The organism is Actinosynnema sp. NPDC004786 (genome assembly GCF_053601135.1).
The window spans coordinates 1-25,237 of the sequence record NZ_JBSGBG010000013.1; the positions used below are offsets into that span (position 1 = coordinate 1).

The 25,237-nt window shown below is 74.0% G+C and carries 19 protein-coding genes; 12 read left to right on the forward strand and 7 right to left on the reverse strand.

The features are described from left to right. From ACWEFJ_RS13730 to purH, 3 genes are all read left to right on the forward strand, one after another. The coding region (locus tag ACWEFJ_RS13730) for a cell division protein PerM (protein ID WP_449713928.1) at positions 1 to 1,668 on the forward strand (1,668 nt) is incomplete at its 5' end. A 55-nt stretch (positions 1,669 to 1,723) separates the two neighbouring features. Continuing rightward, the gene (gene purN, locus ACWEFJ_RS13735; RefSeq protein ID WP_449714013.1) at positions 1,724 to 2,359 is read left to right on the forward strand and encodes a phosphoribosylglycinamide formyltransferase; all 636 of its coding nucleotides are present in this window, start codon (positions 1,724 to 1,726) and stop codon (positions 2,357 to 2,359) included. Beyond that, positions 2,356 to 3,939, forward strand: coding sequence for a bifunctional phosphoribosylaminoimidazolecarboxamide formyltransferase/IMP cyclohydrolase (gene purH / locus ACWEFJ_RS13740; RefSeq protein ID WP_449713929.1), 1,584 nt, complete (start codon positions 2,356 to 2,358; stop codon positions 3,937 to 3,939). Before purN ends, purH begins: the two co-directional genes overlap by 4 nt. A 54-nt stretch (positions 3,940 to 3,993) precedes the next feature. On the opposite strand, the gene ACWEFJ_RS13745 is transcribed toward purH, so the two are convergent. After that, positions 3,994 to 4,872, reverse strand: coding sequence for a hypothetical protein (locus ACWEFJ_RS13745; protein ID WP_449713930.1), 879 nt, complete (start codon positions 4,870 to 4,872; stop codon positions 3,994 to 3,996). Positions 4,873 to 5,075: 203 nt separating this feature from the next. Here ACWEFJ_RS13745 and ACWEFJ_RS13750 point away from each other — a divergent pair, with 203 nt between their 5' ends. From ACWEFJ_RS13750 to ACWEFJ_RS13760, 3 genes are all read left to right on the forward strand, one after another. Continuing rightward, positions 5,076 to 6,176, forward strand: a complete 1,101-nt coding sequence (locus ACWEFJ_RS13750) for a hypothetical protein (RefSeq protein WP_449713931.1) — start codon at positions 5,076 to 5,078, stop codon at positions 6,174 to 6,176. A 36-nt stretch (positions 6,177 to 6,212) separates the two neighbouring features. Next, positions 6,213 to 7,778 (forward strand): DNA polymerase Y family protein, encoded by a 1,566-nt coding sequence (locus tag ACWEFJ_RS13755; RefSeq protein ID WP_449714014.1) that lies wholly within the window; start codon positions 6,213 to 6,215, stop codon positions 7,776 to 7,778. Positions 7,779 to 8,229: 451 nt separating this feature from the next. After that, positions 8,230 to 11,526, forward strand: coding sequence for an error-prone DNA polymerase (locus tag ACWEFJ_RS13760; RefSeq protein WP_449713932.1), 3,297 nt, complete (start codon positions 8,230 to 8,232; stop codon positions 11,524 to 11,526). A 15-nt stretch (positions 11,527 to 11,541) separates the two neighbouring features. Here the strand turns inward: ACWEFJ_RS13760 and ACWEFJ_RS13765 are convergent, their stop codons facing one another. Together ACWEFJ_RS13765 and ACWEFJ_RS13770 are read right to left on the reverse strand one after the other, a co-directional pair. Then, positions 11,542 to 12,489 (reverse strand): transposase, encoded by a 948-nt coding sequence (locus ACWEFJ_RS13765; protein WP_449713933.1) that lies wholly within the window; start codon positions 12,487 to 12,489, stop codon positions 11,542 to 11,544. 317 nt (positions 12,490 to 12,806) lie between these two features. Next, entirely contained in the window at positions 12,807 to 13,373 is a 567-nt protein-coding gene (locus tag ACWEFJ_RS13770; protein ID WP_378083293.1) for a dihydrofolate reductase family protein, read from the reverse strand. Positions 13,374 to 13,452: 79 nt separating this feature from the next. Here ACWEFJ_RS13770 and ACWEFJ_RS13775 point away from each other — a divergent pair, with 79 nt between their 5' ends. Then, a complete protein-coding gene (locus tag ACWEFJ_RS13775; protein ID WP_449713934.1) occupies positions 13,453 to 14,016 on the forward strand; it encodes a TetR/AcrR family transcriptional regulator in 564 nt (187 codons plus the stop codon). Positions 14,017 to 14,167: 151 nt separating this feature from the next. Here the strand turns inward: ACWEFJ_RS13775 and ACWEFJ_RS13780 are convergent, their stop codons facing one another. Genes ACWEFJ_RS13780 through ACWEFJ_RS13795 form a run of 4 tightly spaced genes read right to left on the reverse strand, consistent with a single transcriptional unit; the run spans position 14,168 to position 17,485 of the window. After that, positions 14,168 to 14,461: a DUF3017 domain-containing protein gene (locus ACWEFJ_RS13780; protein ID WP_378083383.1), complete on the reverse strand. Its 294-nt coding sequence runs from the start codon at positions 14,459 to 14,461 to the stop codon at positions 14,168 to 14,170. Positions 14,462 to 14,480: 19 nt separating this feature from the next. After that, positions 14,481 to 15,338: a bifunctional methylenetetrahydrofolate dehydrogenase/methenyltetrahydrofolate cyclohydrolase gene (locus tag ACWEFJ_RS13785; protein WP_378083296.1), complete on the reverse strand. Its 858-nt coding sequence runs from the start codon at positions 15,336 to 15,338 to the stop codon at positions 14,481 to 14,483. A 16-nt stretch (positions 15,339 to 15,354) separates the two neighbouring features. Next, the gene (locus tag ACWEFJ_RS13790; protein ID WP_449713935.1) at positions 15,355 to 16,284 is read right to left on the reverse strand and encodes a DMT family transporter; all 930 of its coding nucleotides are present in this window, start codon (positions 16,282 to 16,284) and stop codon (positions 15,355 to 15,357) included. After that, the gene (locus ACWEFJ_RS13795; protein ID WP_378083301.1) at positions 16,277 to 17,485 is read right to left on the reverse strand and encodes an MFS transporter; all 1,209 of its coding nucleotides are present in this window, start codon (positions 17,483 to 17,485) and stop codon (positions 16,277 to 16,279) included. Before ACWEFJ_RS13795 ends, ACWEFJ_RS13790 begins: the two co-directional genes overlap by 8 nt. A gap of 109 nt (positions 17,486 to 17,594) precedes the next feature. Between ACWEFJ_RS13795 and ACWEFJ_RS13800 the strand changes: the two genes are divergently transcribed. The 5 genes from ACWEFJ_RS13800 to ACWEFJ_RS13820 are packed head-to-tail and all read left to right on the forward strand — an operon-like array spanning position 17,595 to position 25,161. Next, positions 17,595 to 18,092, forward strand: coding sequence for a YbaB/EbfC family nucleoid-associated protein (locus tag ACWEFJ_RS13800; RefSeq protein ID WP_449713936.1), 498 nt, complete (start codon positions 17,595 to 17,597; stop codon positions 18,090 to 18,092). Beyond that, positions 18,089 to 18,400 (forward strand): WXG100 family type VII secretion target, encoded by a 312-nt coding sequence (locus ACWEFJ_RS13805; RefSeq protein WP_378083305.1) that lies wholly within the window; start codon positions 18,089 to 18,091, stop codon positions 18,398 to 18,400. The genes ACWEFJ_RS13800 and ACWEFJ_RS13805 overlap by 4 nt, the downstream gene beginning before the upstream one ends. 11 nt (positions 18,401 to 18,411) lie before the next feature. Further along, on the forward strand, positions 18,412 to 23,238 hold the full coding sequence (locus tag ACWEFJ_RS13810; protein WP_449713937.1) for a WXG100-like domain-containing protein: 4,827 nt from the start codon (positions 18,412 to 18,414) through the stop codon (positions 23,236 to 23,238). Beyond that, entirely contained in the window at positions 23,201 to 23,692 is a 492-nt protein-coding gene (locus tag ACWEFJ_RS13815) for a hypothetical protein (protein WP_378083309.1), read from the forward strand. Before ACWEFJ_RS13810 ends, ACWEFJ_RS13815 begins: the two co-directional genes overlap by 38 nt. Further along, entirely contained in the window at positions 23,689 to 25,161 is a 1,473-nt protein-coding gene (locus ACWEFJ_RS13820; protein ID WP_449713938.1) for a TNT domain-containing protein, read from the forward strand. The genes ACWEFJ_RS13815 and ACWEFJ_RS13820 overlap by 4 nt, the downstream gene beginning before the upstream one ends. The last annotated feature ends 76 nt before the right edge of the window (positions 25,162 to 25,237 follow it).

The following is a 25,237-nucleotide window of genomic DNA, read 5'->3' on the forward strand; positions in this document are numbered from 1 at the left end:
CCTCCGCAGGGAGGGGTGGAGCTGCTGTGGAGCACGGTGTTCCGCCGCCGGCTGGAGGAGACCTGGCACGAACCACCCCTCTTCGCGTGCCCGGCGCGTCTCGCCCGAACGGCTCACCGCTACTGGGACAGTGGGAGGATGTCGGTGCAGCAAACGACCTCGCACGGCGTCGTGGCGGACTCCGTCCGACCGCCCGAGTTCTCCCGCGCCGAACGCGTGCGGGTGCTCACGATGACCGCGGTCGGATCGGTGGTGATCGGCTACGCGGGCGTCGCCGCCCTCCTCGCGCTGGTCTCCTCGACGGCCGCGCACGCGTCGTTCTCCACCACGGGCGTGCTCACCGCGGCCGCGCCGGGCTGGCTGGTCGCGCACCACGTGCCGCTGCGCTTCGACGGCGGGCAGCTCGGCCTGCTGCCGCTGCTGCCCACGGTGCTGGTCATGCTGCTGGTGTACCGGGCGGCGGCGGGCGCGGCGGACCGCCTGGGGCTGTTCGAGCCGTTGCAGGCGCGGTCGGTGGTGTTCGGCATCGCGGGCGCGCACGCCGTGGTGGGCAGCGTGATCGCGTTCCTGATGGGCGACGAAGGCCCGGTCCGCGCGACGCCCGCGGTGGCGTTCTTCGGGTGCGCGGTGGTGTCCGGGGTCGCGGCGGTCGCCGGGGTCGCGCAGCGCTGCGGCCTGGTGGAGGTCGTGTTCGAGCGGGTCGACCCGGTGGCGCGGCGCGGGTTGCGCGCGGGCGCGTCGGCGCTGTTCGCGCTGGCGGCGGCGGGCGCGCTGGTGCTGGCGCTGGGCCTGGTGCTCTCCTGGCCGACCACCGCCTCGCTGTTCGACCAGAGCGGCGGCACGATCGGCACCGGCCTGGGCATCTGGCTGCTGTGCCTGGCGTACCTGCCGAACGCGGTGGTCGGCGCGCTGTCGTACGTGGTGGGCGCGGGGTTCTCGATCGGGCCGGTGGTCGTCGGGCCGCTGGAGTTCGTCGGCGGTCCGGTGCCCGCCGTGCCGCTGCTGGCCGCGTTGCCGGAGGAGCAGGCCGGCTACCTGCCGCTGGTGCTGGTGCTGCCGGGGGTGGTCGGTGTGCTCGTCGGGCTGTCGCTGCGCGACGCCGCCGGCACGCCCCGGTCGCGGGTGCGCGCGGTGCTGGTCGCGGCGGTCACCGCGGGCGTCGGCATGTTGGTGCTGGCCGCGGTGTCCGGTGGCGCGCTGGGCGGCGGGGCGTTCGACCCGGTCACCGTCCCGGCCGGGTTGCTGGCCGTGCTCACGTTCGCCTGGGTGGCCGTGCCGGGCGGGGTCGTGGCGTGGTTCGCCGGGCCCCGGCCGCCGCGCGTGGTGGCCCCCGTCGTGGACGAGGTCGCGGCGGACGTCGCCGACGACGAGCCCGCTGACGACGAGGACTACGACGAAGACGACGAGGAAGTCGAGTACGACGAGGAAGAGGGAGAACTCGAGGAGGAGTTCGAAGAGGAAGAGGACGACGACGAGTTCGACCACGACCTCGACGAGTACGACGACCTCGAGGAGGAGTTCGAGGACGAGCCGGACGATGACTCGGACGAGGGATCGGAGGAGGACGGGTCGGACGAGGAGGGCGAAGCGGACCGGGACGACGACGGCGACGGCCCGGACGACGAGCCCGGCGACGCCGACCCGGACCTGGCCGACAAGCCCCGGTAGGCAACGCCTAGGCTGCTCTTGAGCTGCTGTGACAGTAACCGGCAAGGAGAGCACGCTGAGCGCCGCGACCACACTCCGGCTTCCCGTCCCCGCCAGGGTCGTCGTCCTCGTCTCCGGTTCCGGCACGCTGTTGCAGGCGCTGCTGGACGCGGCGGCCGATCCCGGCTACCCGGTCGAGGTCGTCGCCGTCGGCGCGGACCGCGACGGCATCGAGGGGCTGAGCCGCGCCGAGCGCGCCGGCGTCCCCGGCTTCGCGGTCAAGCTGCGCGACCACGCCGACCGCGACGCGTGGGACACCGCCCTGGCCGACGCGGTCGCGGCCCACGAGCCGGACCTGGTGGTCTCCGCCGGGTTCATGAAGATCCTCGGACCCGCCTTCCTGGCCCGCTTCGGCGGCCGGATGGTCAACACCCACCCCGCGCTGCTGCCCGCGTTCCCCGGCGCGCACGGCGTCCGCGACGCCGTCGACTACGGCGTGAAGGTGACCGGCGCGACCGTGCACCTGGTGGACGGCGGGGTGGACACCGGCCCGATCCTGGCCCAGGAGGCGGTCGTCGTCGCCGATGACGACGACGTCGAGAGCCTGCACGAGCGCATCAAGGTGGTGGAGCGGCGGCTGCTGGTCGACGTGGTCGCCCGCCTGGCCCGCGAGGGCTGCACCGTGAACGGACGAAAGGTGAGCATCCCGTGACCACTCCTGCCGAGAGGCGACCGGTTCGCCGGGCCCTGATCGGGGTTTCCGACAAGTCGGGGCTGCTGGAACTGGCCACCGGCCTGCACGCGGCCGGGGTCGAGATCGTCTCCACCGGCGGCACGGCGCGCGCGCTGGCCGACGCGGGCGTGCCGGTCACGCCGGTCGAGCGGGTCACCGGGTTCCCGGAGGCGCTGGACGGGCGGGTGAAGACGCTGCACCCCGGCGTGCACGCGGGCCTGCTCGCCGACACCCGGCGCGAGGAGCACGTGGCGAAGCTGCGGGAACTGGGCATCGAGCCGTTCGACCTGCTCGTGGTGAACCTGTACCCGTTCACCGAGACCGTGGCGTCGGGCGCGTCGGCGGACGAGTGCGTGGAGCAGATCGACATCGGCGGGCCCGCCATGGTGCGCGCGTCGGCGAAGAACCACGCCAGCGTGGCCGTCGTGGTGGACCCGTCGCGGTACTCGTGGGTGCTGGAGCAGGTCGCGGCCGGCGGGTTCACGTTGGCGGACCGGCAGCGGTTGGCCGTGGACGCGTTCCGGCACACCGCGTCCTACGACGTGGCCGTGGCGTCGTGGTTGGGCGGCGTGGTGGCCCCCGACGACGAGGGTTCGGGCTTCCCCGGCTGGGTCGGCGCGACGTGGGACCGCAAGCAGGTGCTGCGCTACGGCGAGAACCCGCACCAGCGGGCCGCGCTCTACACGCGGGGCGACGGGCGCACGGGGCTCGCGACGGCGCAGCAGCTGCACGGCAAGGAGATGTCCTACAACAACTTCGTGGACGCGGACGCCGCGTGGCGCGCGGCGTGGGACCACGAGCTGCCGTGCGTGGCGATCATCAAGCACGCCAACCCGTGCGGCATCGCGGTGTCCCGGGTGGACGGTCCCGGCGCGATCGCCGAGGCGCACCGCAACGCGCACGCGTGCGACCCGGTGAGCGCGTTCGGCGGCGTGATCGCGGCCAACCGCGAGGTGACGCTGGAGATGGCCGAGCAGGTCGCGGAGATCTTCACCGAGGTGATCATCGCGCCGTCGTACGCCGACGGCGCGGTGGACGTGCTCACGCGCAAGAAAAACATCCGCATCCTGGTCGCGCCGGCGCCCGAGCGCGGCGGCCTGGAGATGCGCGCGGTGTCGGGCGGGTTGCTGGTGCAGACGGCGGACACCATCGAGGCCGAGGGCGACGACCCGGCCAAGTGGACGTTGGCGTGCGGCACGCCGCTGGACGAGGAAGGGCTGGCCGACCTCGCGTTCGCGTGGCGGGCGTGCCGGGCGGTGAAGTCGAACGCGATCCTGCTGGCGTCCGGCGGCGCGACGGTCGGCGCGGGCATGGGGCAGGTCAACCGGGTCGACGCGGCCCGGCTGGCGGTCGCGCGCGCGGGCGACCGGGCGCGGGGCGCGGTGGCGGCGTCGGACGCGTTCTTCCCGTTCCCGGACGGGTTGGAGGTGCTGCTGGAGGCCGGTGTGCGCGCGGTCGTGCAGCCCGGTGGGTCGGTGCGTGACGCCGAGGTGATCGCGGCGGCGGAGGCGGCCGGCGCGACGGTGTACCTGACCGGCACGCGCCACTTCGCGCACTAGTTCCGTCGGTCCCGGGGCTCCTCGCGCGTGCGGGGAGCCCCGGGCCGTTCCGCGTCAGCGGGAGGTCAGCTCCTCGGCCGTGCGGCGGGCGACCGCCTCGGCGTCGGCGACGGGGAACGCCGAGTCGGAGAAGAAGCCCTTGTCGCGGCCCTGGTACCGGATGTTCCACACGACCGTGCCCTTGCGGACGACGAGGTTCACCTCGGTCAGGTCGGTCGGCGAGGCCGGGATGATGATCATCGCTTCGTCGCCGAGGTCGTCGATGACCTTGGCCTGCTCGCCGTTGGCGTAGGACATGAAGCTCGTGTAGTTGCCGTGGGCCTGCTCGACGTTGCGGTCGGGCTTGTCGGAGAACGTGGTGAAGTCGTAGACGAGGAAGCTGAGGCGGCGCGGGTCGCGACCGTCCCTGCCCGCGGTCTGCTCCCACGCGCAGTGGCTCTGCTTCATGCCCTTCCTGGCGTCGGTCGGGGCCTGGATGAGGCGGAAGCTGCTGACGCGGGCCTGTGACCTGAGGTCGGCGCTCAGCTCGCAGCCGGCGATCGGCTCGGTGCCCGGTCCGCCGCCGGGCTCCTCGACGTACTCCAGGTACATCGAGCCGAAGACGCCGGCCACGACGAGCGCGACGACGCCGATCGCGATGCCGACGACCAGGCCGGTGCGGTTCTTCCCGGGCGGACCGTACGCGCCCGGCTGGTGCGGGAACCCGGGCTGCCCCGGCGGCTGGAAGCCGGGTTGCTGGAACGCCGGCTGCTGAGCCCCGGGCTGCTGGACCGCGGTCTGCTCGAACCCCGGCTGCCGGAACTCCGGTGGCGGGCCGTACCCGGCGTGCTGCCGGGGATCCGGCGGGCCGTAGCCGGGTTGGGGCGCGTAACCGGGATTCGGCCGGGGCTGGGGCGGGTACTGCGGGTTCTGCGGGTCCTGAGGTGCGTTCACGGTTCCCCCCGTGGTGCGGTCGGTGCGCGCGGAGCAGTCTGCCGGCCACCCGATCGGGGACCTCGCCGGCATTGACAGCGGGTGGTTCCTTCGCGATAAGATCGACCCGTCGTTCGAACAGGTGTTCGAGAGGCAAAGGTCGCCGAACTTCCCACGGCGATCCGCGCACAGGGGTGCGCGCGGATCGGTTGGGAGGAGGGCGGGTGTCCAGGTCGGCAACGGCGACGTTGACCGCGCTCGGGGTAGGCGCGGCCGGCGAGCTGACCGCGGCACCGGCTCGGACCCTGCCGGTTCGCGGGGAACTGGCAGGGCTCCTCCCGTGGGGCGGCCTGAGGCGGGGCAGCACGGTGTCGGTGCGCGGGGCGACATCGTTGCTGCTCGCGCTGGTGGCCGAGGCGACGGCGGAAGGCTGTTGGGCGGCCGTGGTCGGCCTGCCGGGGTGCGGGGCGCTCGCGGCGGCCGAGTTGGGCGTGGCCGTCCACCGGCTGGCCCTGGTTCCCCGCCCGGGTCGGGACCAGGGCGAGGTCGAGAAGACCGTGGCCGCGCTGCTGGACGGGTTCGACCTGGTCGCGGTGGCCACACCGGTCACCCCGGCGACCGCCCGCAAGCTCGCCGCGAGGACCCGCAACCGCAAGTCGGTCCTGCTGCCCTTCACCATCCCGTGGCCGGGCGCGGACGTGGAACTGACCGCGACCTCCGCCCGGTGGTCCGGCCTGGAGGCCGGTCACGGCCTGCTGACCACCCGCACCATCACCGTCCGGGCAACCGGCCGCGGAGCCGCCGCGCGCCCCCGGCAGACCACCTTCCTGCTACCCGGCACCACCGCCCCGACCCCACCGAAGCCCTCCCTGGTCCCGGTCCCCACCACCGCTCCTCCGTCGGCGGGCGCTCCTGCGCCGACCGGTGCTCCTCCGTTGGCCGGTGCTCCCGCGTTGGCCGGCGCTTCTCCGTTGACCGGCGCTCCTGCCCTGAACGGTGCTCCTCCGTTGGCCAGTGCTCCTGCGCTGAACGGCGCTCCTCCGTTGAGCGGCGAGTCCGCGTTGGCCGGCGGACCCGCGCTGAGCGGCGAACCCGCGCCGCGGTCCGCCGGCCCATCGGCCCCGCCGACCGCAGCTCCCTTGCGACCACCGCCTGCCGCCCTCCCGCTTGCGCCGCCGGCGGATCTCTCGCCGACCGCGGATCCGTCGCCGCCGGCGGCCGTGGAGGGTTCGCTGCCGCCTGCGGATCCCTTGCCGTGGCGAACCGTTGGCCGATCGCTGTTAGCCGTCGTCCCGCCCGCGTTCCCCGTCGCCGAGGCGGCGTGACCCTCCGCCAACCCGACTCCCCGAAGAGGTGAACTCCTGTACACGCTTGCCGTTTGGTGTCCCGACTGGCCGGTGGTGGCGGCCTCCGCCGAGGCGTCGCACCCGCCCCACCTGCCTGCCGCCGTCGTCAGATCGGGTGAAATCGTGGCCTGCTCGGCGGTCGCGCGTGCCGAAGGGGTGCGGCGCGGGATGCGGCGCCGCGCGGCCCAGGGGCAGTGCCCCGAGCTGGTCGTCTTCGAGTACGACGAGGTCCGCGACGCCCGCCGCTTCGAACCGGTCGCGGCGGCGGTGGAGGAACTCGCGCCCGGCATCGAGGTGGTCCGGCCAGGGCTGGTGGTGGTCGCGGCGAAGGGGCCGGTCGGCTACTACTCGTCCGCCGAGCTGGCCGCCGAGCGCCTGGTCGACCACGTCGCGGTGCGGGCCGGGGTGGAGGCGCAGGTGGGGTTCGCCGACGGGCTGTTCGCGGCGACCCTGGCCGCGCACCGCGGGCTGATCGTGCCGCCCGGCGCGACGAGGGAGTTCCTCGCGCCGCTGGGCATCACCGAGCTGGACCAGCCCGCCGAGCACCGCGCGGACCGGGCCGAGCTGGTCGACCTGCTGTGCCGCCTCGGCCTGCGCACCCTGGGCGCGTTCGCCGCCGTGCCCGAGCGGGACGTCGCGACCCGCTTCGGCCGCGCCGCCGCGCTCGCCCACCGGCTGGCCTCCGGCCTGGAGGAACGTCCCCGGTCCCGACGCCGCCCGCCACCCGAGCTGTCCGTCACCCGGGACCTCGACCCGCCGATCGACCGGGTCGACGCGGCGGCGTTCGCGGCCAGGGGCCTCGCCGAACGCCTGCACGCGGGCCTCGCCGACCGCGGCCTGGCCTGCACCCGCCTCGGCATCCGGGCCACCACCGAGAACGGCGAGGAGCTGCACCGGGTGTGGCGCTGCGCCGAACCGCTCACCCCGCAGGGCATCGCGGACCGGGTCCGCTGGCAGCTCGACGGCTGGCTCACCCGGACCCGGCTCACGTCCGGCATCCACCTGCTCCGCCTCGACCCGGAGGAGGTGGTCGACGCCACCGCCCTGCAACTGGGCCTGTGGCCGGGCGCGGGCCGGGACCAGGGCGAGGCGGCGGAACGCGCGGCCCGCGCGATGGTGCACGTCCAGGGCCTGCTCGGGCCGGACGCCGTGCTCACACCCGTGCTCGGCGGCGGTCGCGGGCCGGTCGAGCGGGTGCGGCTGGTGCCGTGGGGCGACGAGCGCACCCCGGCGGCCGACCCGGGCGAACCGTGGCCGGGGCAGTTGCCCGCGCCGTCGCCCGCGACGGTGTTCGCCGAGCCCGAACCGGTCGCGCTGCTGGACGAGTCGGGCGCGGACGTGGTGGTCACCGGCTACGCCGAACTGGTCGTGCGGCCGCACCGGATCGTGCACGGCGGTCGGGCGCGGCAGGTCGTGGCGTGGTCGGGGCCGTGGCCGGTGGACGAGCGCTGGTGGGACGCGGAGACCGCGATGCGCGGTGCCCGACTGCAGGTGCTGGGAGCCGCGGCGGACGGCGAGGAACAGGCGTTCCTGCTGATCCGCGCGGGAGGCAAGTGGGCGGTGGAAGGGGTGTACGACTGATGAGCGGTGACGTTCCCGAGCCGGACCGTCGTGGTCTGGCCGAGTGGCTGGACGGCTGCGCCGGATCTCCCGACGTGCCGGAGCAGCGCGGCGGACCGGCCTACGTGGTGAGCTTCGGCTGGCTCCCGGCGCGACTGCCCCCGGCGGAGCCGACGATCCCGACACCCCGGCGAGCCCTCGACGACTCGCCGCCCCGGCACGAACCACGCCGGAACCCGTCCCGCCACGCGGCCTCCCGGGACGAACCACGCCGGAACCCGCCCCGCCACGCGGCCCCCCGGGACGAGTCGCCCCGGAACCCGCCCCACCACGAGGCCCCTCGGGACGAGTCGCCCCGGAACCCGTCCCGCCACGAGGCCCCTCGGGACGAGTCGCGCCGGAACCCGTCCCGGCACGAGCCCCATCGGGATGATCCGCGCCGGCACGAGCCGCGTGGGGACGAGCCGCGCTGATGGGCTGGAACAACCCCCCGGTCCGCTGGTCGGAGCTGGAGCGCGCGCTGTCCGGGAAGCCACCGGCACCGGACGGCGGCGACAGCCCGGCGTGGACGCACCGCCGCGAGCGCTACGAAGCGCCGCCCGACTTCGCGGTCAAGGTGGACGACCTCGGGGCCACGCGCGCCCGCGTGCCGTACGTCGAGCTGCACTGCCACTCCAACTTCAGCTTCCTCGACGGCGCGAGCCACCCGGAGGAGCTGGTGGAGGCGGCGCAGCAGCTCGGGCTGGACGGGGTGGCGCTGACCGACCACGACGGCATGTACGGGGTGGTGCGGTTCGCCGAGGCCGCCAAGGAGCTGGGCGTGCGGACGGTGTTCGGCACCGAGCTGAGCCTCGGGCTGTCCACGCCGCGGACCGGGGAACCCGACCCGGAGGGCGAGCACCTGCTCCTGCTGGCCACCAACAGCGACGGCTACCACGCGTTGTGCCGCACCATCACCACCGGTCAGTTGGCGGACGGCAGCGAGAAGGGGCGGCCGGTCTACCGGCTGGAGGAGGTCGTCGCGGACACCCGGGACGACTGCGTTGTGCTCACCGGCTGCCGCAAGGGCGCGGTGCGGCGGGCGTTGGCGCGGGAAGGGCCGGAGGCGGCGTTCGCCCGGTTGCGCGAGCTGGTCGACCTGTACGGGGCGGACCGGGTGTTCGTGGAGCTGACCGACCACGGCTACCCCGAGGACGGCCCGCGCAACGACCTGCTCTGGGGCATGGCCCACGAGCTGGGGCTGCCGACCGTGGCGACGAACGCCGTGCACTACGCGGTGCCCGCGCGCGGCCGGTTGGCGGCGGCGATGGCGGCGGTGCGGGCGCGGCGCAGCCTGGACGAGATGGCGGGCTGGCTGCCGCCCGGCCGCACGGCGTGCCTGCGGTCGGGGGAGGAGATGGCCCGCCGGTTCGCCCGGTTCCCCGGCGCGGTCCACCGGTCGGCCGTGCTCGGCATGCAGTGCCAGTTCGACCTCAAGCTGATCGCGCCGCAACTGCCGCCGTTCGACGTGCCGCCCGGCCACGACGAGAACAGCTACCTGCGTGAGCTGACCTACGAGGGCGCGGCCCGCCGCTACCGCTCGATCGGCGAGAACCCCAGGGCGTACCGACAGGTCGAGCACGAGCTGAAGATCATTGAGGAGCTGAACTTCCCCGGCTACTTCCTCGTCGTGCACGACATCGTGTCGTTCTGCCGGCGCAACGACATCCTCTGCCAAGGCCGCGGGTCGGCCGCGAACTCCGCCGTCTGCTACGCCCTCGGCATCACCAACGTCGACGCGGTCCGCTTCGACCTCCTCTTCGAGCGCTTCCTGGCCCCGGCCCGCGACGGCCCGCCCGACATCGACCTCGACATCGAGTCCGACCGCCGCGAGGAGGTCATCCAGTACGTCTACCGCAAGTACGGCCGACGCCACGCCGCCCAGGTCGCCAACGTCATCAGCTACCGCGGCCGGTCGGCGATCCGGGACGTGGCGCGGGCGCTCGGCTACTCGGTCGGCCAGCAGGACGCGTGGAGCAAGCAGATCGACCGCTGGGGGCCGCTGAGGTCCACAGTGGACGAAGGCGGAATACCGCGCCCGGTCCTGGAGCTGGCCGCAGAGCTGGAGAACTTCCCGCGCCACCTCGGCATCCACTCCGGCGGCATGGTCATCTGCGACCGTCCGGTCAGCGAGGTGTGCCCGGTGGAGAAGGCCCGGATGACCGACCGCACGGTGTTGCAGTGGGACAAGGACGATTGCGCCTCCATCGGGTTGGTCAAGTTCGACCTGCTCGGGCTGGGCATGCTCTCCGCGTTGCACTACGCCATCGACCTGGTGCGCGAGCACGAGGGCGTCGAGGTCGACATCGGCAACCTCGACCTGGACGACCAGCGCGTCTACGAGATGCTGCAACGCGCCGACTCGGTCGGTGTCTTCCAGGTGGAGAGCCGTGCCCAGATGGCCACCCTGCCCCGGCTCAAGCCGCGGACGTTCTACGACCTGGTGGTGGAGGTGGCGCTGATCCGCCCCGGCCCCATCCAGGGCGGTTCGGTGCACCCTTACATCCGCAGGCGCAACGGCAAGGAGAAGTGGGACTACGACCACCCCCTGCTGGAGGGCGCGCTCAAGAAGACGCTCGGCGTGCCGCTGTTCCAGGAACAGCTGATGCAGATCGCCGTCGACGTGGCCGACTTCAGCCCCGCCGAGGCCGACGAGCTGCGGCGCGCCATGGGCGCGAAACGCTCCACGCACCGCATGGAACGCCTCCGCGAGCGCTTCTACGAAGGTGCCCTGGCCAACGGCATCGGTCACGAGCCGGCCGAGAAGATCTACGCGAAGCTGTTGGCGTTCGCCAACTTCGGCTTCCCGGAGAGCCATGCGCTCAGCTTCGCGCACCTCGTGTTCGTCAGCGCCTGGTTCAAGCTCTACCACCCGGCCGCGTTCTGCGCGGCGTTGTTGCGTGCTCAGCCCATGGGCTTCTACTCCCCTCAGTCGTTGGTCGCCGACGCCCGCCGCCACGGCGTGCGCGTGCTGGGGCCCGACGTGAACGCCAGCCTCGCCCACGCCACCCTCGAGTCGGTGGACGGCGAGCAGGCCGTGCGCATCGGCCTGGGCGGCATCCGGACCATTGGTCAAGAGGTCGCCGAAAGCGTGGTCGCGCAACGGGAGGCCGGCCCGTTCCGGGACATGGCGGACTTCGGTGCGCGGGTCCGCCTGACCACCGCGCAGGTGGAGGCCATGGCCACCGCGGGCGCGTTCGGCTGCTTCGGCCTCGACCGGCGTGCCGCGCTGTGGTCGGCGGGTGCCGTGGCGAAGATCCGCCCCGACCGCCTGCCCGGCACCGTGGTCGGCACCGACGCCCCGGCCCTGCCCGGCATGGACGAGGTCGAGCTGGCCGTCGCGGACGTGTGGGCGATGGGCCTGTCACCGGACAGCTTCCCGACCGAGTTCGTGCGGGAGCGGCTGGCCAGCCTCGGTGCCTTGCCCACGGCCGAGCTGGCCAAGGTGCCGAACGGCACCAGGGTGCTGATCGGTGGCGCGGTGACCCACCGGCAACGCCCCGGGACGGCGGGCGGTGTCACGTTCCTCAACATCGAGGACGAGACGGGCATGGTCAACGTCGTCTGCACCACGGGCCTGTGGGCCCGCTACCGCAAAGTGGCCCGAACCAGCCCCGCCCTGCTCGTCAGGGGCGTGGTCGAGTCGGCGGAAGGCGTGATCAGCATCCGCGCCGAACGCCTGCAACACCTCGACCTGCGCATCCCCTCCCGCTCTCGGGACTTCCGATGAACCACACCACCTCCTTCACACCACCTCTCTTACAGCTCCAACCACCTGCCGCAGCCCTGCCCGAGCCGCCGTGCCCTGCCCGACCCGCCACGGCCGGCCGCGCCTGGGTCGTGTCTTGCACGTGGCGCAGCCAGATGTCGATGGCGGCGATGTGGACGGTGGCCTGGTAGCGAACGGCGAACTTGTCGTATCGCGTGGCCACGCCCGGTGCTGCTTGAACAGGTCGATGCCGCACTCGACAGCGTGACGCTGCTTGTAGATCTCCTTGCCGAACGCCGGTGGTCGCCCACCGGTGGAGCCTTGGCCTTGCGGTGGGCGGTCTGGCCCCGGGGTTGGGCGATACCTGCGGCGGCGCAGGTAGGCGCGGTTGGCCTCCGAGCTGTAGGCCGCGTCCGCCGGCACCCGATCCGGGCGGGTGCGAGCCCGGCCGCCACCCGGTCGGGGCACCCGGATCGCCTCGATCACAGGGGTGAACTGCGGGCTGTCACCCCGCTGACCGGTGGTAAGCAGCAGCGGCAACGGACGGCGGCCCTGCCCGCAGGCCAGGTGCAGCGTGCTGGTCCACCCGCCCCGCGACCGGCCCAACCCGCGATCGTCGGGCTCGGTCCCGCTGGTCGAGGTGTCGGGCGGTTCGACCCGCGGGTTCCCTTTTGCGGGTACCGGCGTGCCGGTGCCCGCATGATCGTCGAATCCACCGACACGTCCCACACGATCAGCCCCGTCGGTCTCGGCACGGGCCTGCAATGCGATCAGCACCCGTTGCCGGACCCAGGCCCGCTGCCGGCGGCGGAACAACCCGTAGACGGTCGGTCTGCCAAGACCCGTAGACGGGCGGGATGTCGCGCTACGGGACACCGACCTGCACCCCACCGCCGAATGCCGTCGATCGACTGCTGTTTGCTCCACTTCGGCGGACGGCCCGGCTTCACGCCGACAGGTGGCAGAGGTCGCAACAGCGCCCACTGCGCGTCGGTCAGGTCGAACCGCCCCGCTGCCGCCCCGTTGGTCACGAGGTCTCCGGTGCTGCAGGTTCGCTTGGTCACTAACCCGTCTACCGGCGACCGACCTGCTCTGCCAGCCCGTTCCGATGGGGGGTGCGCCTCGGGTAACTGGCCTGAGGGTTCGTAGGCAGGGCGGGCAGAGCAGGGCCGGGCTGGAGGGAGCGGGTTGGTGGCAGGGGGAAGGGCGACGTGCGCTCGGTTCGGCTGGGCGCAGGGGGTTCGAGCGGCCGGTAGGGCGGCGGTTGGGGTGGAGACGGAGGTAGGGGCGGGTTGTTGGGGTTAGGAGGCGTCTGCCTTGGTGTAGCTGGTGAAGACGACGCCCGTGTCGAAGGTTCTGGTCGAGGCCTTGGCGAAGCGGGTCGTCGGGAACTCGCCGGCGAACAGGGGGATGCCCTTGCCCAACACGATCGGGTGGACTTTGAGGACCAGTTCGTCGATCTCCGGCAGGAGGGTGGCCGCCAGCCTGCCGCCGCCGCACAGCCAGATGCCCAGGCCCGCCTCCTCCTTCAGTTCGCGGACCTTGGTCAGTGGGTCGCCGACGACCTCGACGTCCGGTGGCGCGGTGCTGAGCCTGGTCGACACCACGTACTGCCGCAGGTGCGGGTACGGGCTCGGCAGGCCGCCCGGCACCTGGTAGGTGGCGCGGCCCATCACCACCGTGTCGAAGTTCTTGTTCGGCGCGTCGATGCCCATCGCCTCCCGCAACTGCGCGGGCAACGTGTCGGGGTACTCCTCGAACAGGGCCGTCATGTGGTCGCCCTCGAACAGGAAGTCGCCGAAACCGCCCTTCGGGTCGGCGATGAAGCCGTCGAGCGAGGTGGCGACGAAGTAGGTGAGGTTTCGCATCGTGTCCTCCGTTTGGTCGAGTCGGGTGGAACCACTGCGACTGTAGTACTATGGCCGCAGTGGTTGTCAAGGAGGGATCATGGTGCGTAACCCGACCAGGCGTACCGCGCTTGTCGACGCGGCCATCGAAGTGCTGGCCAGGGACGGTGCGCGGGGCCTCACGTTCCGCGCGGTGGACCAGGAGGCCGGGGTGCCCAACGGCACCGCGTCGAACTACTTCGCCAGTCGTGACGACCTGCTCCGGCAGGTCGGCGAGCACATCCACGTGCGGCTCACGCCGGACGCGCAGCGGCTGGCGGAGACGATGTCCGGGCCGCCGGACAAGAGCCTCGTGGTGCGGCTGTTGCAGGAGCTGCTCGAACGGCTCCAGGTCGACCGCACGGGCTACCTGGCGCTGCTGGAGCTGCGGCTGGAGGCGACCAGGCGGCCCGAACTCCAGGCCGCGCTGACCAAGACGATCAGCGACAACCTGGAGCAGAACATCCAGTTCCACCTGGACGCCGGCCTGCCCGGCGACCGCACCACGGTCGTGTCGCTCTACCTGGCGATGAGCGGGCTGATGGTGGAGCGGCTGACCCTGCCCGACGTGCTGCCCGAGGAGGAGATGAACAAGCTGATCTCGGCGTTGGTCGACCGGACGTAGGCGTCATCGGGCGACAGACGCGACCGGGCGAAGGCTCCCGACTCGGGCGCCGGCGCAGGCAGGCGACCGGGCGACGGCGCGACCGGGCACCGGTGGGCGTCGGCGACACCCGGCACGGGAGCGATCGGGTGCGGGCGAGACCAGGTGCGGGTCAGCGGTCGAACGGGCCGCCGATGATCGTCATCGCCACGAAGATCACGGCGAACCCCAACCCGCTGTACAGCAGCGCGTCCACGCTGCGGCTCCGGATCGCGATCAACCCTGCCTGCTCGTCGGTCACCAGCACCCGCAGCAGCGCCGCGATCAGCAGCGCGACGCCGATCAGCACCGCGCCCTGCCGCCAGTGGTACTGCACGATCCGCACGAGACCCAACCCGACGACGCCCAGCACCAGCGCGAACGGCAGGTGCTTGCCCGCCGCCGACCGCCAGCGCTGCTCCGGCAACAGCTCCACCGCTCCCGCCTCAGGCCGTCGCGACCGCGCGCTCGGCTGCCTCGACCGTGTTGGTCAGCAGCATCGCAATGGTCATCGGACCCGCGCCACCCGGGATCGGCGCGAGGAACCCGGCCACCTCGGCCACGGCCGGGTGCACGTCGCCCACCAGGCCGGCCTCGGTGCGGGTGATGCCGACGTCGACCACGGCCGCGCCGGGCTTCACCATGTCCGCCGTGATCAGCCCGGGGCTGCCCGCCCCCGCGACCACGATGTCCGCCCGTCGCACCTCGGCGGCGAGATCCTTGGTGCCGGTGTGGCACAACGTCACGGTGGCGTTCTCCGACCGGCGGGTCAGCAGCAGCCCGATGGGTCGACCGACCGTCACCCCGCGCCCGACCACGGTCACGTTCGCCCCGGACAGCGGCACGTCGTAGCGGCGCAGCAGCTCGACCACGCCGCGCGGCGTGGCGGGCAGCGGCGCCTCGTCGCCGAGCACCAGCTTGCCCAGGTTGACCGGGTGCAGCCCGTCGCCGTCCTTGCGCGGGTCGATGCGCTCCAGGACCGGGTTGGGGTCGAGGTGCTTGGGCAGCGGCAGCTGCACGATGTACGCGGTGCACGCCGGGTCCGCGTTCAGCTCGTCGATGACCGCTTCGAGCTGCTCCTGCGTGGTGTCCGCGGGCAGGTCGCGGCGGATCGACGTGATGCCGACCTTCTCGCAGGCCAGGTGCTTGCCCCGCACGTACGAGTGCGAACCCGGGTCGTCACCGACCAGCACGGTGGCCAGCCCCGGCGTCACCCCCCGCTCGCGCAACGCGGCGACCCGCGCGCGCAGGTCTTCGAAGATCGCGTCCCGGGTGGCCCTGCCGTTGAGGATCGTCGCAGTCACGTGCCTCATCCTCTCATCACCGCCGGCCGGGCAACGCGGCGACCACCACCGCGATCAGCGTCAACGCCGTGCCGACCAAGGCGGTCACGGACACGTGCCCACCTGCGGCGGGAGCGACGACGTCCACCGCGAGCGCGCCGACGAGCTGCCCGGCGACCTGGCACAGCCCGACCAGCAGGACCCCGAGCCACCGCACCGCCAGCACGGCCGAGCCGATGGTGCAGATCCCGAGCGCGCCGCCCGCGTAGAACCACGGCTCGGCCGGCGCGACCGAGGGCAGCCCGCGCACCGCCACGTCCACCGCGCACACGACCAGCAGCACGGCGGTCCCGGTGCCGAAGTTGACCAGCGTGGTCACCCGCGTGCTCCGCGCCGCCTCGCGGACCAGCCCGTTCACCGCCTGCTGCCAGCCCAGGCCGATCCCGGCCGCCGCGGGCAGCAGCGCGAGCCACAACGCGCCCGCCCCGCCCACCTCGTCCGACACCGCCACGGCGACCGCCACCACGGCCAACGCCGCACCGGCCACCCGCGGCCAGGTCAGCGGCACGCGGCCGGCCGGTCCGATCCCCGCCCGGTCCACCGCCAGGCTGCTCACCGCCTGCGCGCCCACCGCCGCCACGGTGAACACCGCCACGCCCAGCGCCGCGACCGTCAACCCCTGCGCGGACACGAAGAACGCCCCGCACGCCCCGCCGACGCACTGCCACCAGCGGATCCGCCCGGTTCGCAGGGACGCCCGCAGCCGGGCCAGACCGGCCCGCCCGGCCGCCGTCGTCGGCACGCCCAGCAGCAACAACGCGAACCCGCCGCCGAACGACACCAGCGCGGCCAGGAACCCGTCGCCGAACACGTGCCCCAACTCGCCGTTCAACCGCCCCTGCACGGCCAGGAACACCCCGCCGACGAACGCGAGGAGTCCGCCGATCAGGCGCACTTTGTCACCCAACCGAGGCCGCCCTCCGGTTCCGCACCCGGCTCGCCAGCAGCGCGCCCAGCAACGCCGCCGCAGCGCTCGCCCCGGCCGCCGCGGCCGGCCCGAAGTGGTCCAGCAGCGACCCGGCCACGGGCAGCGCCAACGCCGACCCCGCCGTGGTGAACGTGCCCATCCACCCGAACGCCTCCGCCTTGCGGTCGTCCGGCGCGAGCCCGCTGATCCGCTGGTTGTTGGCCGCGATGGCGGGGGCGATCGCCAGCCCGCCCACCCCCAGCACGAGCCCGATCAACCACGCCGACGACGGTTCCCGCACCGGCGGCAGGACCAGCACCAGCGGCGCGATGCCCAGCGCCATGACCAGCATCCGCCGGGTGAACCGCGCCGGTCCGGCGAACCCGCCCGCGATCAACCCGCCGACCACCGACCCGATGCCCCACACCGCCGTCAGCACACCCGCCATCCCCGGACTGCCCAGGTCACGCGCCCACGCGATGATCACCATGTCGATCGACACCAGCGACGCCACCATGAACAACGCCGTCACCAGCGCCAACACCAGCGACCCGTCGCGCAGCAACGTCCGCCCACCGGGTTTCGCCTCGCGCGCCACCGGCTGGTCCAGCCCCGCCCGCCGCAACGCGACACCGAACCCGAGCGCGCCGAACACCGCCAGCGCACCGCTCAGCCACAGCGCCGCCTGCGCGTTCCACACCGCCACGACGGTCGCCGCCAGCGCCGGGCTGACGATGTACATGACCTCCTGCATGGACGCCTCGACGGTGTACACCGCGGACTGCGCCGGCCCCGCCGCCAACCGGGGGAAGCTCGCCCGGCTCATCGCGGTCACCGGCGGCGTGAACGACCCGGTCACGAACCCCACCACCACGGCCACCGGCCACGCCGAGCCGGGCAGGACGGCGGGCAGCACGCCCAGCACCGCGATGCCCACCCCGTAGCCGGCCGAAGTGACCAGCAACAACCGCCCGGCGGGGCTCCGGTCCGCCGCCCGACCGCGCAGCGGCCCCGCGACGCCCATGCCGAGCGTCAACGCGCCGCCGACCACGCCCGCCACGGCGTACGAGCCCGTCCACCCGGCTATCAGGAACGACACCGCCAGCGGCGTCCCGGGCAGGTGGATGCGGCCCACCATGGACCACAACAGCAGCCGCGGCAGGTGGGGTATCGCGGCGAGTTCTCGGTACGGACGCAGCACGGGTGACACTCTGCCCCCGTCGACCGACAAACCGGTGTCGAATATCCGTGGGAACCCGCGCGCCCCGGTGAGCGTCAGCACCGGTGGGTGGCGCGCAGAGGGGGCAGCTGTGACCGATCCGACCGGACGCCGGGCCGAGCTGGAGGCGCGGAACGCGGCCATGCGCGAGCAGGTCGACTCCCTCCTGGGCGAACTGCGGGAGAAGACCGCCGAGCTGCGGGAGACGCAGGCCAAGGCCATGGCGATCACGGCGACCGCGGTGTCCGACGACGGCGCGGTCCGCGCCACGGTCGACTCCGCCGGCGCGCTGACGTCCCTGGAGTTCTCCGCCAACGCCTTCGAGCGCACCACGCCCGACAAGCTGGCCAGGCTCGCCACCGAGACCGTGCGACGGGCCGTCGCCCAGGCCCGCACGGAGCTGAACGAGGTGCTCGCACCGGCGCGGCAGGGGCCGAGCATCGACCTGTCGGAGATGCTGCCCGGCGTGCCGTCGCTGGCCGACCTCATCCCCCGACCACCTGTCGTGCCCGAGCCGTCGCCACGTCGGCCCGCGCCGCCCCCCGGCGACGACGACGGCGACAGCGTCATGGACAGGAGTGGCTGGTGAGCGGGTTCGAGGTCAGCGTGTCCGGGCTGCGCAGCGGCGCGGGCCGGTTCGGGGCGGCGGGCGACTCGCTCGACGGCGTGCTGCGGGCGTTGGACTCGGCATTGCGGGCGGAGGGGCAGTGCTGGGGCGGTGACGAGTCGGGGCAGGCGTTCGCCCGGCAGTACGTGCCCAACTCGCAGGCCACGCTGGAGGCGTTCGGCAACCTCGCCCGCGCCCTGGCCGACATCCGCACCGGCGTGGAGCAGACCGCCGACGCCTACGAGGGGTCCGACGAGGGCAACGCGACCGGGATCTCCCGGACTTACTGAGGGGTGACGCGGTGGGCATCGAGATCCCGGGCGAGGTCACCTGGCTGTTCCCGATCGTGGTCGGGCAGAGCTGGCCGGAGGGGGACGAGACGGCGCTGCGGCGGATGGCCGACGCCTACCGCGCGGCCGCGCAGGGCGTGCAGGCCGTCATCGACGAGGGCAACGGCGCGGCGTCCACGGTGCTCGCGAGCCAGACCGGGGAGGCGGCGCAGCGGTTCGAGGAGTACTGGCGCAAGTTCACCGAGGGCGACGGCTCGTACCTGCCGAAGCTGCGGGAGATCTGCGAGCAGTTGGCGGACAGCTGCGACAACACCGCGCTGGAGGTGGAGTACACCAAGCTGTCGATCATCGCGTCGCTGGTCGCGCTGGCGATCGAGATCGCCGCGCTGGTCGCCGCGGCGTTCGGCACGTTCGGCGCGTCCACCGCGGGCATCCCGATCGCGCAGCAGGCGACGCGGCTGGTCGTGCAGTTCACGTTCCGGCAGTTGGTCATCGCGATCCTCCGCGAGGTCGCCGTCTCCGTGGGCATCGACGCGGCCATCCAGGCGGTGCAGGTGGCGCGCGGCGACCGGGAGTCCTGGGACTGGGGCAAGACGACCGAGGCGGCCGTGTCGGGCGTGGTGTCCGGTGTGGTCGGCGGTGTGTCGGGCGGGCTGAAGTTCGAGGGCGGCGGGTTGGCCGGGCAGGTGGCCGCGGGCGTGACGCGGGGCGCGGTCGAGGGCGCGGTGTCGACGGTCGGCACGGCGGCGGCGCTCGGGCAGGACATCTCGGCGCGGGACGTGCTGATGGGCGCGTCGGCCGGCGCGGTGTCCGGCGGGGTCGGCGGGGCGAAGGACGGGATCTCCGTCGAGGCGCCGCGGATCGACCCCGGTGCGCCGGTCGGCGCGCCGCCGCACGTGGGACCGGTGCCGGGTGCCGTTCCCGGCGGGGTGCCGGGTGGTTCGCCGGGCGGTTCCCCCGGTGGTCCGCCGGTGAGCCGTGACGGGCTGAACCGGCCCGCCGGGGCGACCGCGGCGTCGTCGGTGGCCGCGCCGCCCGCGCCCGGTCCCAGGGTGGGCGCGGTGCCCTCGGTCGGTGGGGATTCCCCGGCCGGTGGTTCCCCGGGCGGTTCCCTGACCGGCGGTTCTTCGACGCCTCCGGTGGTCGGCGGGGCTCCGGCCGGTGCGCCCGGTGGGCGGAGCGGGGCGTCGGTGCCGACCGCGCCGGTCGCCGCCGCCGGACCGTCGATCGGGAGCCGGTTGGGATCGGTGCCCGGTCCGGCCACGCCGGGGGTTCCGGGCGGTGCGGTTCCAGGCGGTGCGGTTCCAGGCGGTGCGGTTCAGGGGCGTGCGATCCCGGGCAGTGCGGTTCCCGGTGGTTCGACACCCGGCGGTCCGACACCCGGCGGCTCGGCGGCGGGGTCGGTTCCCGGTTCGGCTCCTGGCGGTGCCGCGGCGCGGATGCCTGGTGGGATGCCGGCCGGTGGGTCGGTGCCGGGTGGTTCGGCGTTCACGCCCGGGGTGGGCGGTGCTGCGCCGGGTGGGTCGGGCGCGACTCCGGCGGCGACGCCGCACGGTGGGTCGGTCGGGTCCGGTGTCCGGCCGGGTGGTGGTGTGCCGGGGGCCGTGCCTGTCGGTGGTTCTGTCGGAGGTGGGACGCCGGCGGGTGGAATTCCCGGTGGGTCCGCCCCGGCCGGTTCTGCGCCGGCAAGTGCGGGGCCGGTTGGTTCGGGAGCGGCGGGTTCAGGGCCTGTCGGTTCCGCGCCTCTGGGTGGCATGCCGATGGCCGCCGGGACCGGTGGCGGTGCGTCGACCACGGCCGGTGGGTCGCGTGGGCCGTCGGCGGCGGGCAACGCCTTCACACCCGAGTCCGCCGCGCCCACCCACCGCGATCAACCTCAGCGTGATCAGGTCAAACGCGATCAGAACGCCGGCGATCAGCACGCCCGGGGGAACGACGCGGTGGCCGCCGGTTCGTTGACCGGGTTGCCGACCGAGCCGTTGCCGGCCACCGGTCCCGCGTCGATGCCCGAGCAGCGCGGCCCGGCTCCGACGGCTCCGCCGCCGCACGCGCCGGCACCCGCCATCCCGGCGCAGCCCGGCGGGTTCGGACCGCAGCCCGGCGCATCGGCCGCACCCGTGCGACCGGACGCCTCGGCGGCTCCCGCACGTGCTCCGGAGTCCCCGTCCCGACCCACGTCCGCGGCCCCGATCCGCGCGGACGATCCCGCGCCGGCCGCGCGCGGCGCGGACGGACCCACGCCGAGCACTGACGGCCCCGCGGCGGACTCGCCCAAGTCGGATCTCGCCGACACGACCAGCGCCGACACGAGCAGCGCCGACACGACCGGTGCCGACACCACCGGTGCGGACCCCGGCACCGACGCAGTGGAAGCGCCGGCGGATCTCGTCGGCGAACCCGGTGACGAGCACACCCCGGCCTCCAGCCACGAATGGCCGGCCGAGGCCGACGCCGGAACGGACACCGGCACCGGCACGGATCCCTTCCCCCACAAGAACGTCTGGGGGCAACCGGCCGGCGTCGTCCCCGGCTTCTCCGCCGACGGTGACTACATCCCCGTCCACGAGAGCACGGGCCCCACCGACCAGGCCGTCGGCACGTACGACCACCGCGTCGCGGCCCTGATCGAGCCGTCCTACCAGCCCTACGGCCCGTACGGCGACTACCAGTCCTTCCGCGACGCCCACTCCAAGCCCGACGGCAGCATCGACTGGCCGCCGAACCAGGGCGCGGACGGCGCGCGGGTGGTCGTGGAACTGCCCGCCGGCACCGTCCTCGACCGCTTCGGCAGCCCCAACGGCGACTTCCTCTCGCCCCTGCGCCCCGACGGCGAGGCATACGGCTTCGGCGAGCGCGCGATCATGCCGGACAGCCTCGGCAAGGGCTACCACGTCTACGTCCTGGACGCCCCGCTCACCGTCGAACTCGCCCGGGTCGCCCCCGCGTTCGACCAGAACGGCGGCGCGCGGCAGCTCCAGCCGGTCTTCGACGCCGACCTCGTGGACCCGTCCACGGGCAAGATGAGCGTCCAGCGGCTGGTCGACCTCGGCGTGCTGCACGAGGTCGCCGCGCCACCCGCGGACGGCCGGGTGCTGCCGCCCGACTTCGGCACGTTCGACGCGGACGGCAACGTCCGCACGCCCGACCCGGTCAGCGTGGCCGACGCCCGGAACGGCGCGTTCGACGGCTACGTGCCCGGTGACGGGCCGACCGCCCCGAACCCCGACCTCGGCCCGGTCGCCCACCAGGGCCCGATCCCGCTCGGCGAGGTGTCCCAGCGCGTCGACCAGGCGATCCGCAACAGCCAGGTCACCGACGCGGGCGTCGCGCTGCACGCGGAGGACCGGCTCCGCGACCTGGCCTCCCGCGTCCCGGCCACCGACGGCCACGCCGTCCTCGACGTGCACACCGACGGCGACGGCGTCCGCATCGGCGGCACGCACTACACCCGCGCGGAACTCGTCCAGCTCATCGCCCACCACCCGGACCTCGCCGGCCGGCCGCTGCTGCTCGTCGGCTGCGACGCGGCCGCGGGCGGCGGGGACAGCCTGGCCGCGCACGTCGCCCGCGAGACCGGGCAGCGGGTCGTCGCGCCGGACACCCTCGCCTGGTCCGACCGGGACGGCAACGTCTACGCCAGTTCCCCGGACGGGGCCGGGCCGAAGCTCCCGCCGGACGGCGGCTGGCACGCGTTCGAGCCCGACGGCACGCACGCGCCGGTCGGCGAGCGCGGGATGCCGCCCGGCCACGAGCCCCGGGGCGACCTCGCCACCGCCGACGACCAGGCGCACCGCGGCCGGCTCGACATCGAGCCGCAGGTCCAGCAGCCCTGGTCCGCCCCCGGGACCGCGCACGAGCAGCACGTCCGACTGGCCGACCACGAGTCGTACTTCCGCACCGGCCAGGAGTTGCCGAGGGACACCAGCGTCAGCCGGGTCAACGCCGAGATCGGCCAGGCCCCGGCGCACGCGCAGGTCACGTCCGACGGCTTCTACGGCCTCGGCCCGGCCCGGCGCCCGACCGCCACTTGGCCGACGCCCGCCAACGGCGTGGTGCAACTGGCCGCGCGGCGCACGAGGACCGACGACGGGGACGCGCACTCGGTGCAGGTCGTCGGCGGCGACACCGGCGGCTGGACGCCGGAGCAGCGCGCGGCCGTCACGCGGCCGTTCGGCAACGCCGACCCGTTCGCCGCCCGCGCCGGCCTGCCGCCGGACACCCGGTTCGTGCTGGACGACCACCGCGGGCAGGGCTACGGCACGTTCCAGACCGGCCCGGACGGCTCGACCTCGCACGTGCACACCTCCCGGCCCTTCAGCCCCGACCTGAACAACCCGCTGCCCAACGCGGTGCTGGTCGCCGACGACGACGCGTGGCGGGGGCGCGCCAACGGCGACGGCGAGACCGTCGCCACGACCGGCCGGCCGGACCTGAGGTCCGGTGGCGCGATCCGCCGCGACGGCGGCGCCCAGTCCGACGTCGGCAGCCACGGGGAGGTGGACGCCGACGGCGGCCACCACCAGGGCAACGAGACCGGTGGTCCGGGGGAGGCGGCGAACCGGTCGAGCCGGCAGCGCGACCAGAACCAGGGCAACGGGCGGCCCGCGTTCGTCACGGCCGAGACCTGGCACCGGGTGGAGCGGGACCGCGCGGGCTTCGCGAGATCCGGCGGTACGGTCGAGCTGATCGACACGTTCGCCCTGCGCGACCCCCTGCAACGCCACCCGCACACGCACCAGACGCGGTGGCGTGTGACGCTCGCCGACGGCACCACCGAGATCTACGTCAGGAGCTACCCGAATGAGCACAACGCAGCCCTCTGGCCGGCCGACTTCTGAGCAGCGCCACGACGAGCTGCTCCAGCACATCGGCGGCATGCTGCTGGACGCTGCTCCGGGGGGTTTCCGGCGGATCGACCTGCTCGTGCGGATGACCGTGGCGGTGCAGGACGCGGTGCTGAAGGTCTACATGCCCGACCGCTCCACCCCCGAGGTGCTGCCGCCCGAAGGGCTCAACGCCGCGTTCCAGGAGATGCGGCAGGTGCTCTACCAGCCCGGCCGCGGCACGTGGTTCTCCGCCCGGTGCGTGGTGAACGCGCCGGTGAGCATCGACATCACGTACAACTTCGACCACGACCCGCGGTTCGACCCGCCCGTGCCGGCCGCGGACTTCGCCCGCGACCTGGAGGTCTTCCCCCGCGACGAGGTCTTCGTCCCCGACTGGCTGCGCGCCAAGCTGGTCGAGGCGGCCGAGGGCGCGAAGGGCCCGAGCACCGAGGAGCAGAACGCATGACCGCGCCGCAGCTGGACGTCGAGGACCAGAACGCGATCCTCGGCTCCGTCACCACCCTGCTGGTGCAGCGCCTGCCCGGCGACTGGGAGCAGTTGTCCGTCGACTTCCGGATGGTGGGCCGCTACCTGGAGACGGAGGTCTCCGGGCTGACGATGTGGGGCTCGTCGTTCGACTGGGAGCTGCCGCCCGAGGCGCTGCCGTTCTTCGTGCGGCTGCGCGACGGCATGGCGCGGCCGGGCCGCGGCACGTGGTTCACGATGAAGTTCCGCCTGGTGCACCCCGACACGTACTCGGCCGAGTTCGACCGGGACGGCGAGCCGGACTGGACGCAGCCGCCCGGCCCGGAGCACCTGGCCGAGGACCTGGAGCTGTACCCGCGCGACGACGACGCGGTCCCGGACTGGCTGCGGCCGGGCGTCGGCCCCGCAGTGATCGCCGCGCCGCTGTTCGACGGGCCCGACCCGGTCGTGCGCGACCGGCCCGCCGTGCACCCGCAGGAGCTGGACGACGTGCTGGCCTACCTGGAGAACGCGCCGGTCGTGCTGGCCGCGCGCTCCTACGGCCCGGACGTGCTCGACCCCGGCTCGACGCCGTCCGTGCCGCTGTCGTTCCACACCGACGGCGTCTGGGTGTGGCCCGGCGGCGTGGCCTACTACCTGCGCCGCCACCACGTGCCCCCGGTGCCGCAGCTCGTGCAGCACATCCGCGACAACGGCTACGCCGTGCCGCCGGTCGGGCCGGAGGCGGAGCGGGCGGCCGCCGCCGTGGCGACCGGGCAGGCGCAGGGCGCGCCGCTGCCCGAGCACCGGCCGCGCGTGATCACCGACGCCGACCGGCGCGCGCTGGACCACCTCAAGGCCCGGCTGGACCACTTCGGGGTGGCCGAGTCCGAGTACGGCATCGTCGAGCCGAAACCCGACGCGCTGGTGCTCGAACCCGCGCCCGGCCCGTCCGGCTGGCAGGTCCAGTTCTGGGACGGCAGCCGGGGGCCGCACGGCAGGCCGCGGGTGTACGAGCACGCCGTGGACGCGGCCAAGGTGCTGCTGGCCGAACTGCTGTGGCGGGCGGACGTGGACCGGACCCCGGCCGCGGCCGACACGGGCGCGCTCGTGGCGCCCGTCGCGGACATCCGGCCGCTGCCCGACGAGCCGCCGCTGTCGCTGTTCCGCGACCGCGAGGACGTGGTCGTGCCGGTCGGCGTCGAGCTGGACCGGTTCGGCGCGGACACCGGCAACCTGGTCTACGCGGCCGGCACCGCGTTCGGGCAGCGCTCGCTGCCGCCGGACTGGCTGAACCGCCGCTACCACGTCTACCGGGTGCAGAAGCCGGTGCCCGCGCTCAAGGGCGTCGCGGTGCCGTGGTTCGGGCAGGCGGGCGGCGGCACGGGCTACTTCCTGGCGACCTCGGTGCGCGACCTGCTGGCCGACGGGAGCCTGGTCGAGGTGCCCCCGCCGCCGGTCCGGCCGTAGCCCCCGGACGCCCCGCGGACCCCGCTCGACGGCATTGCTCCGTTCGGCTCAGCGGGGTCACGTGCGGGCACGGGGA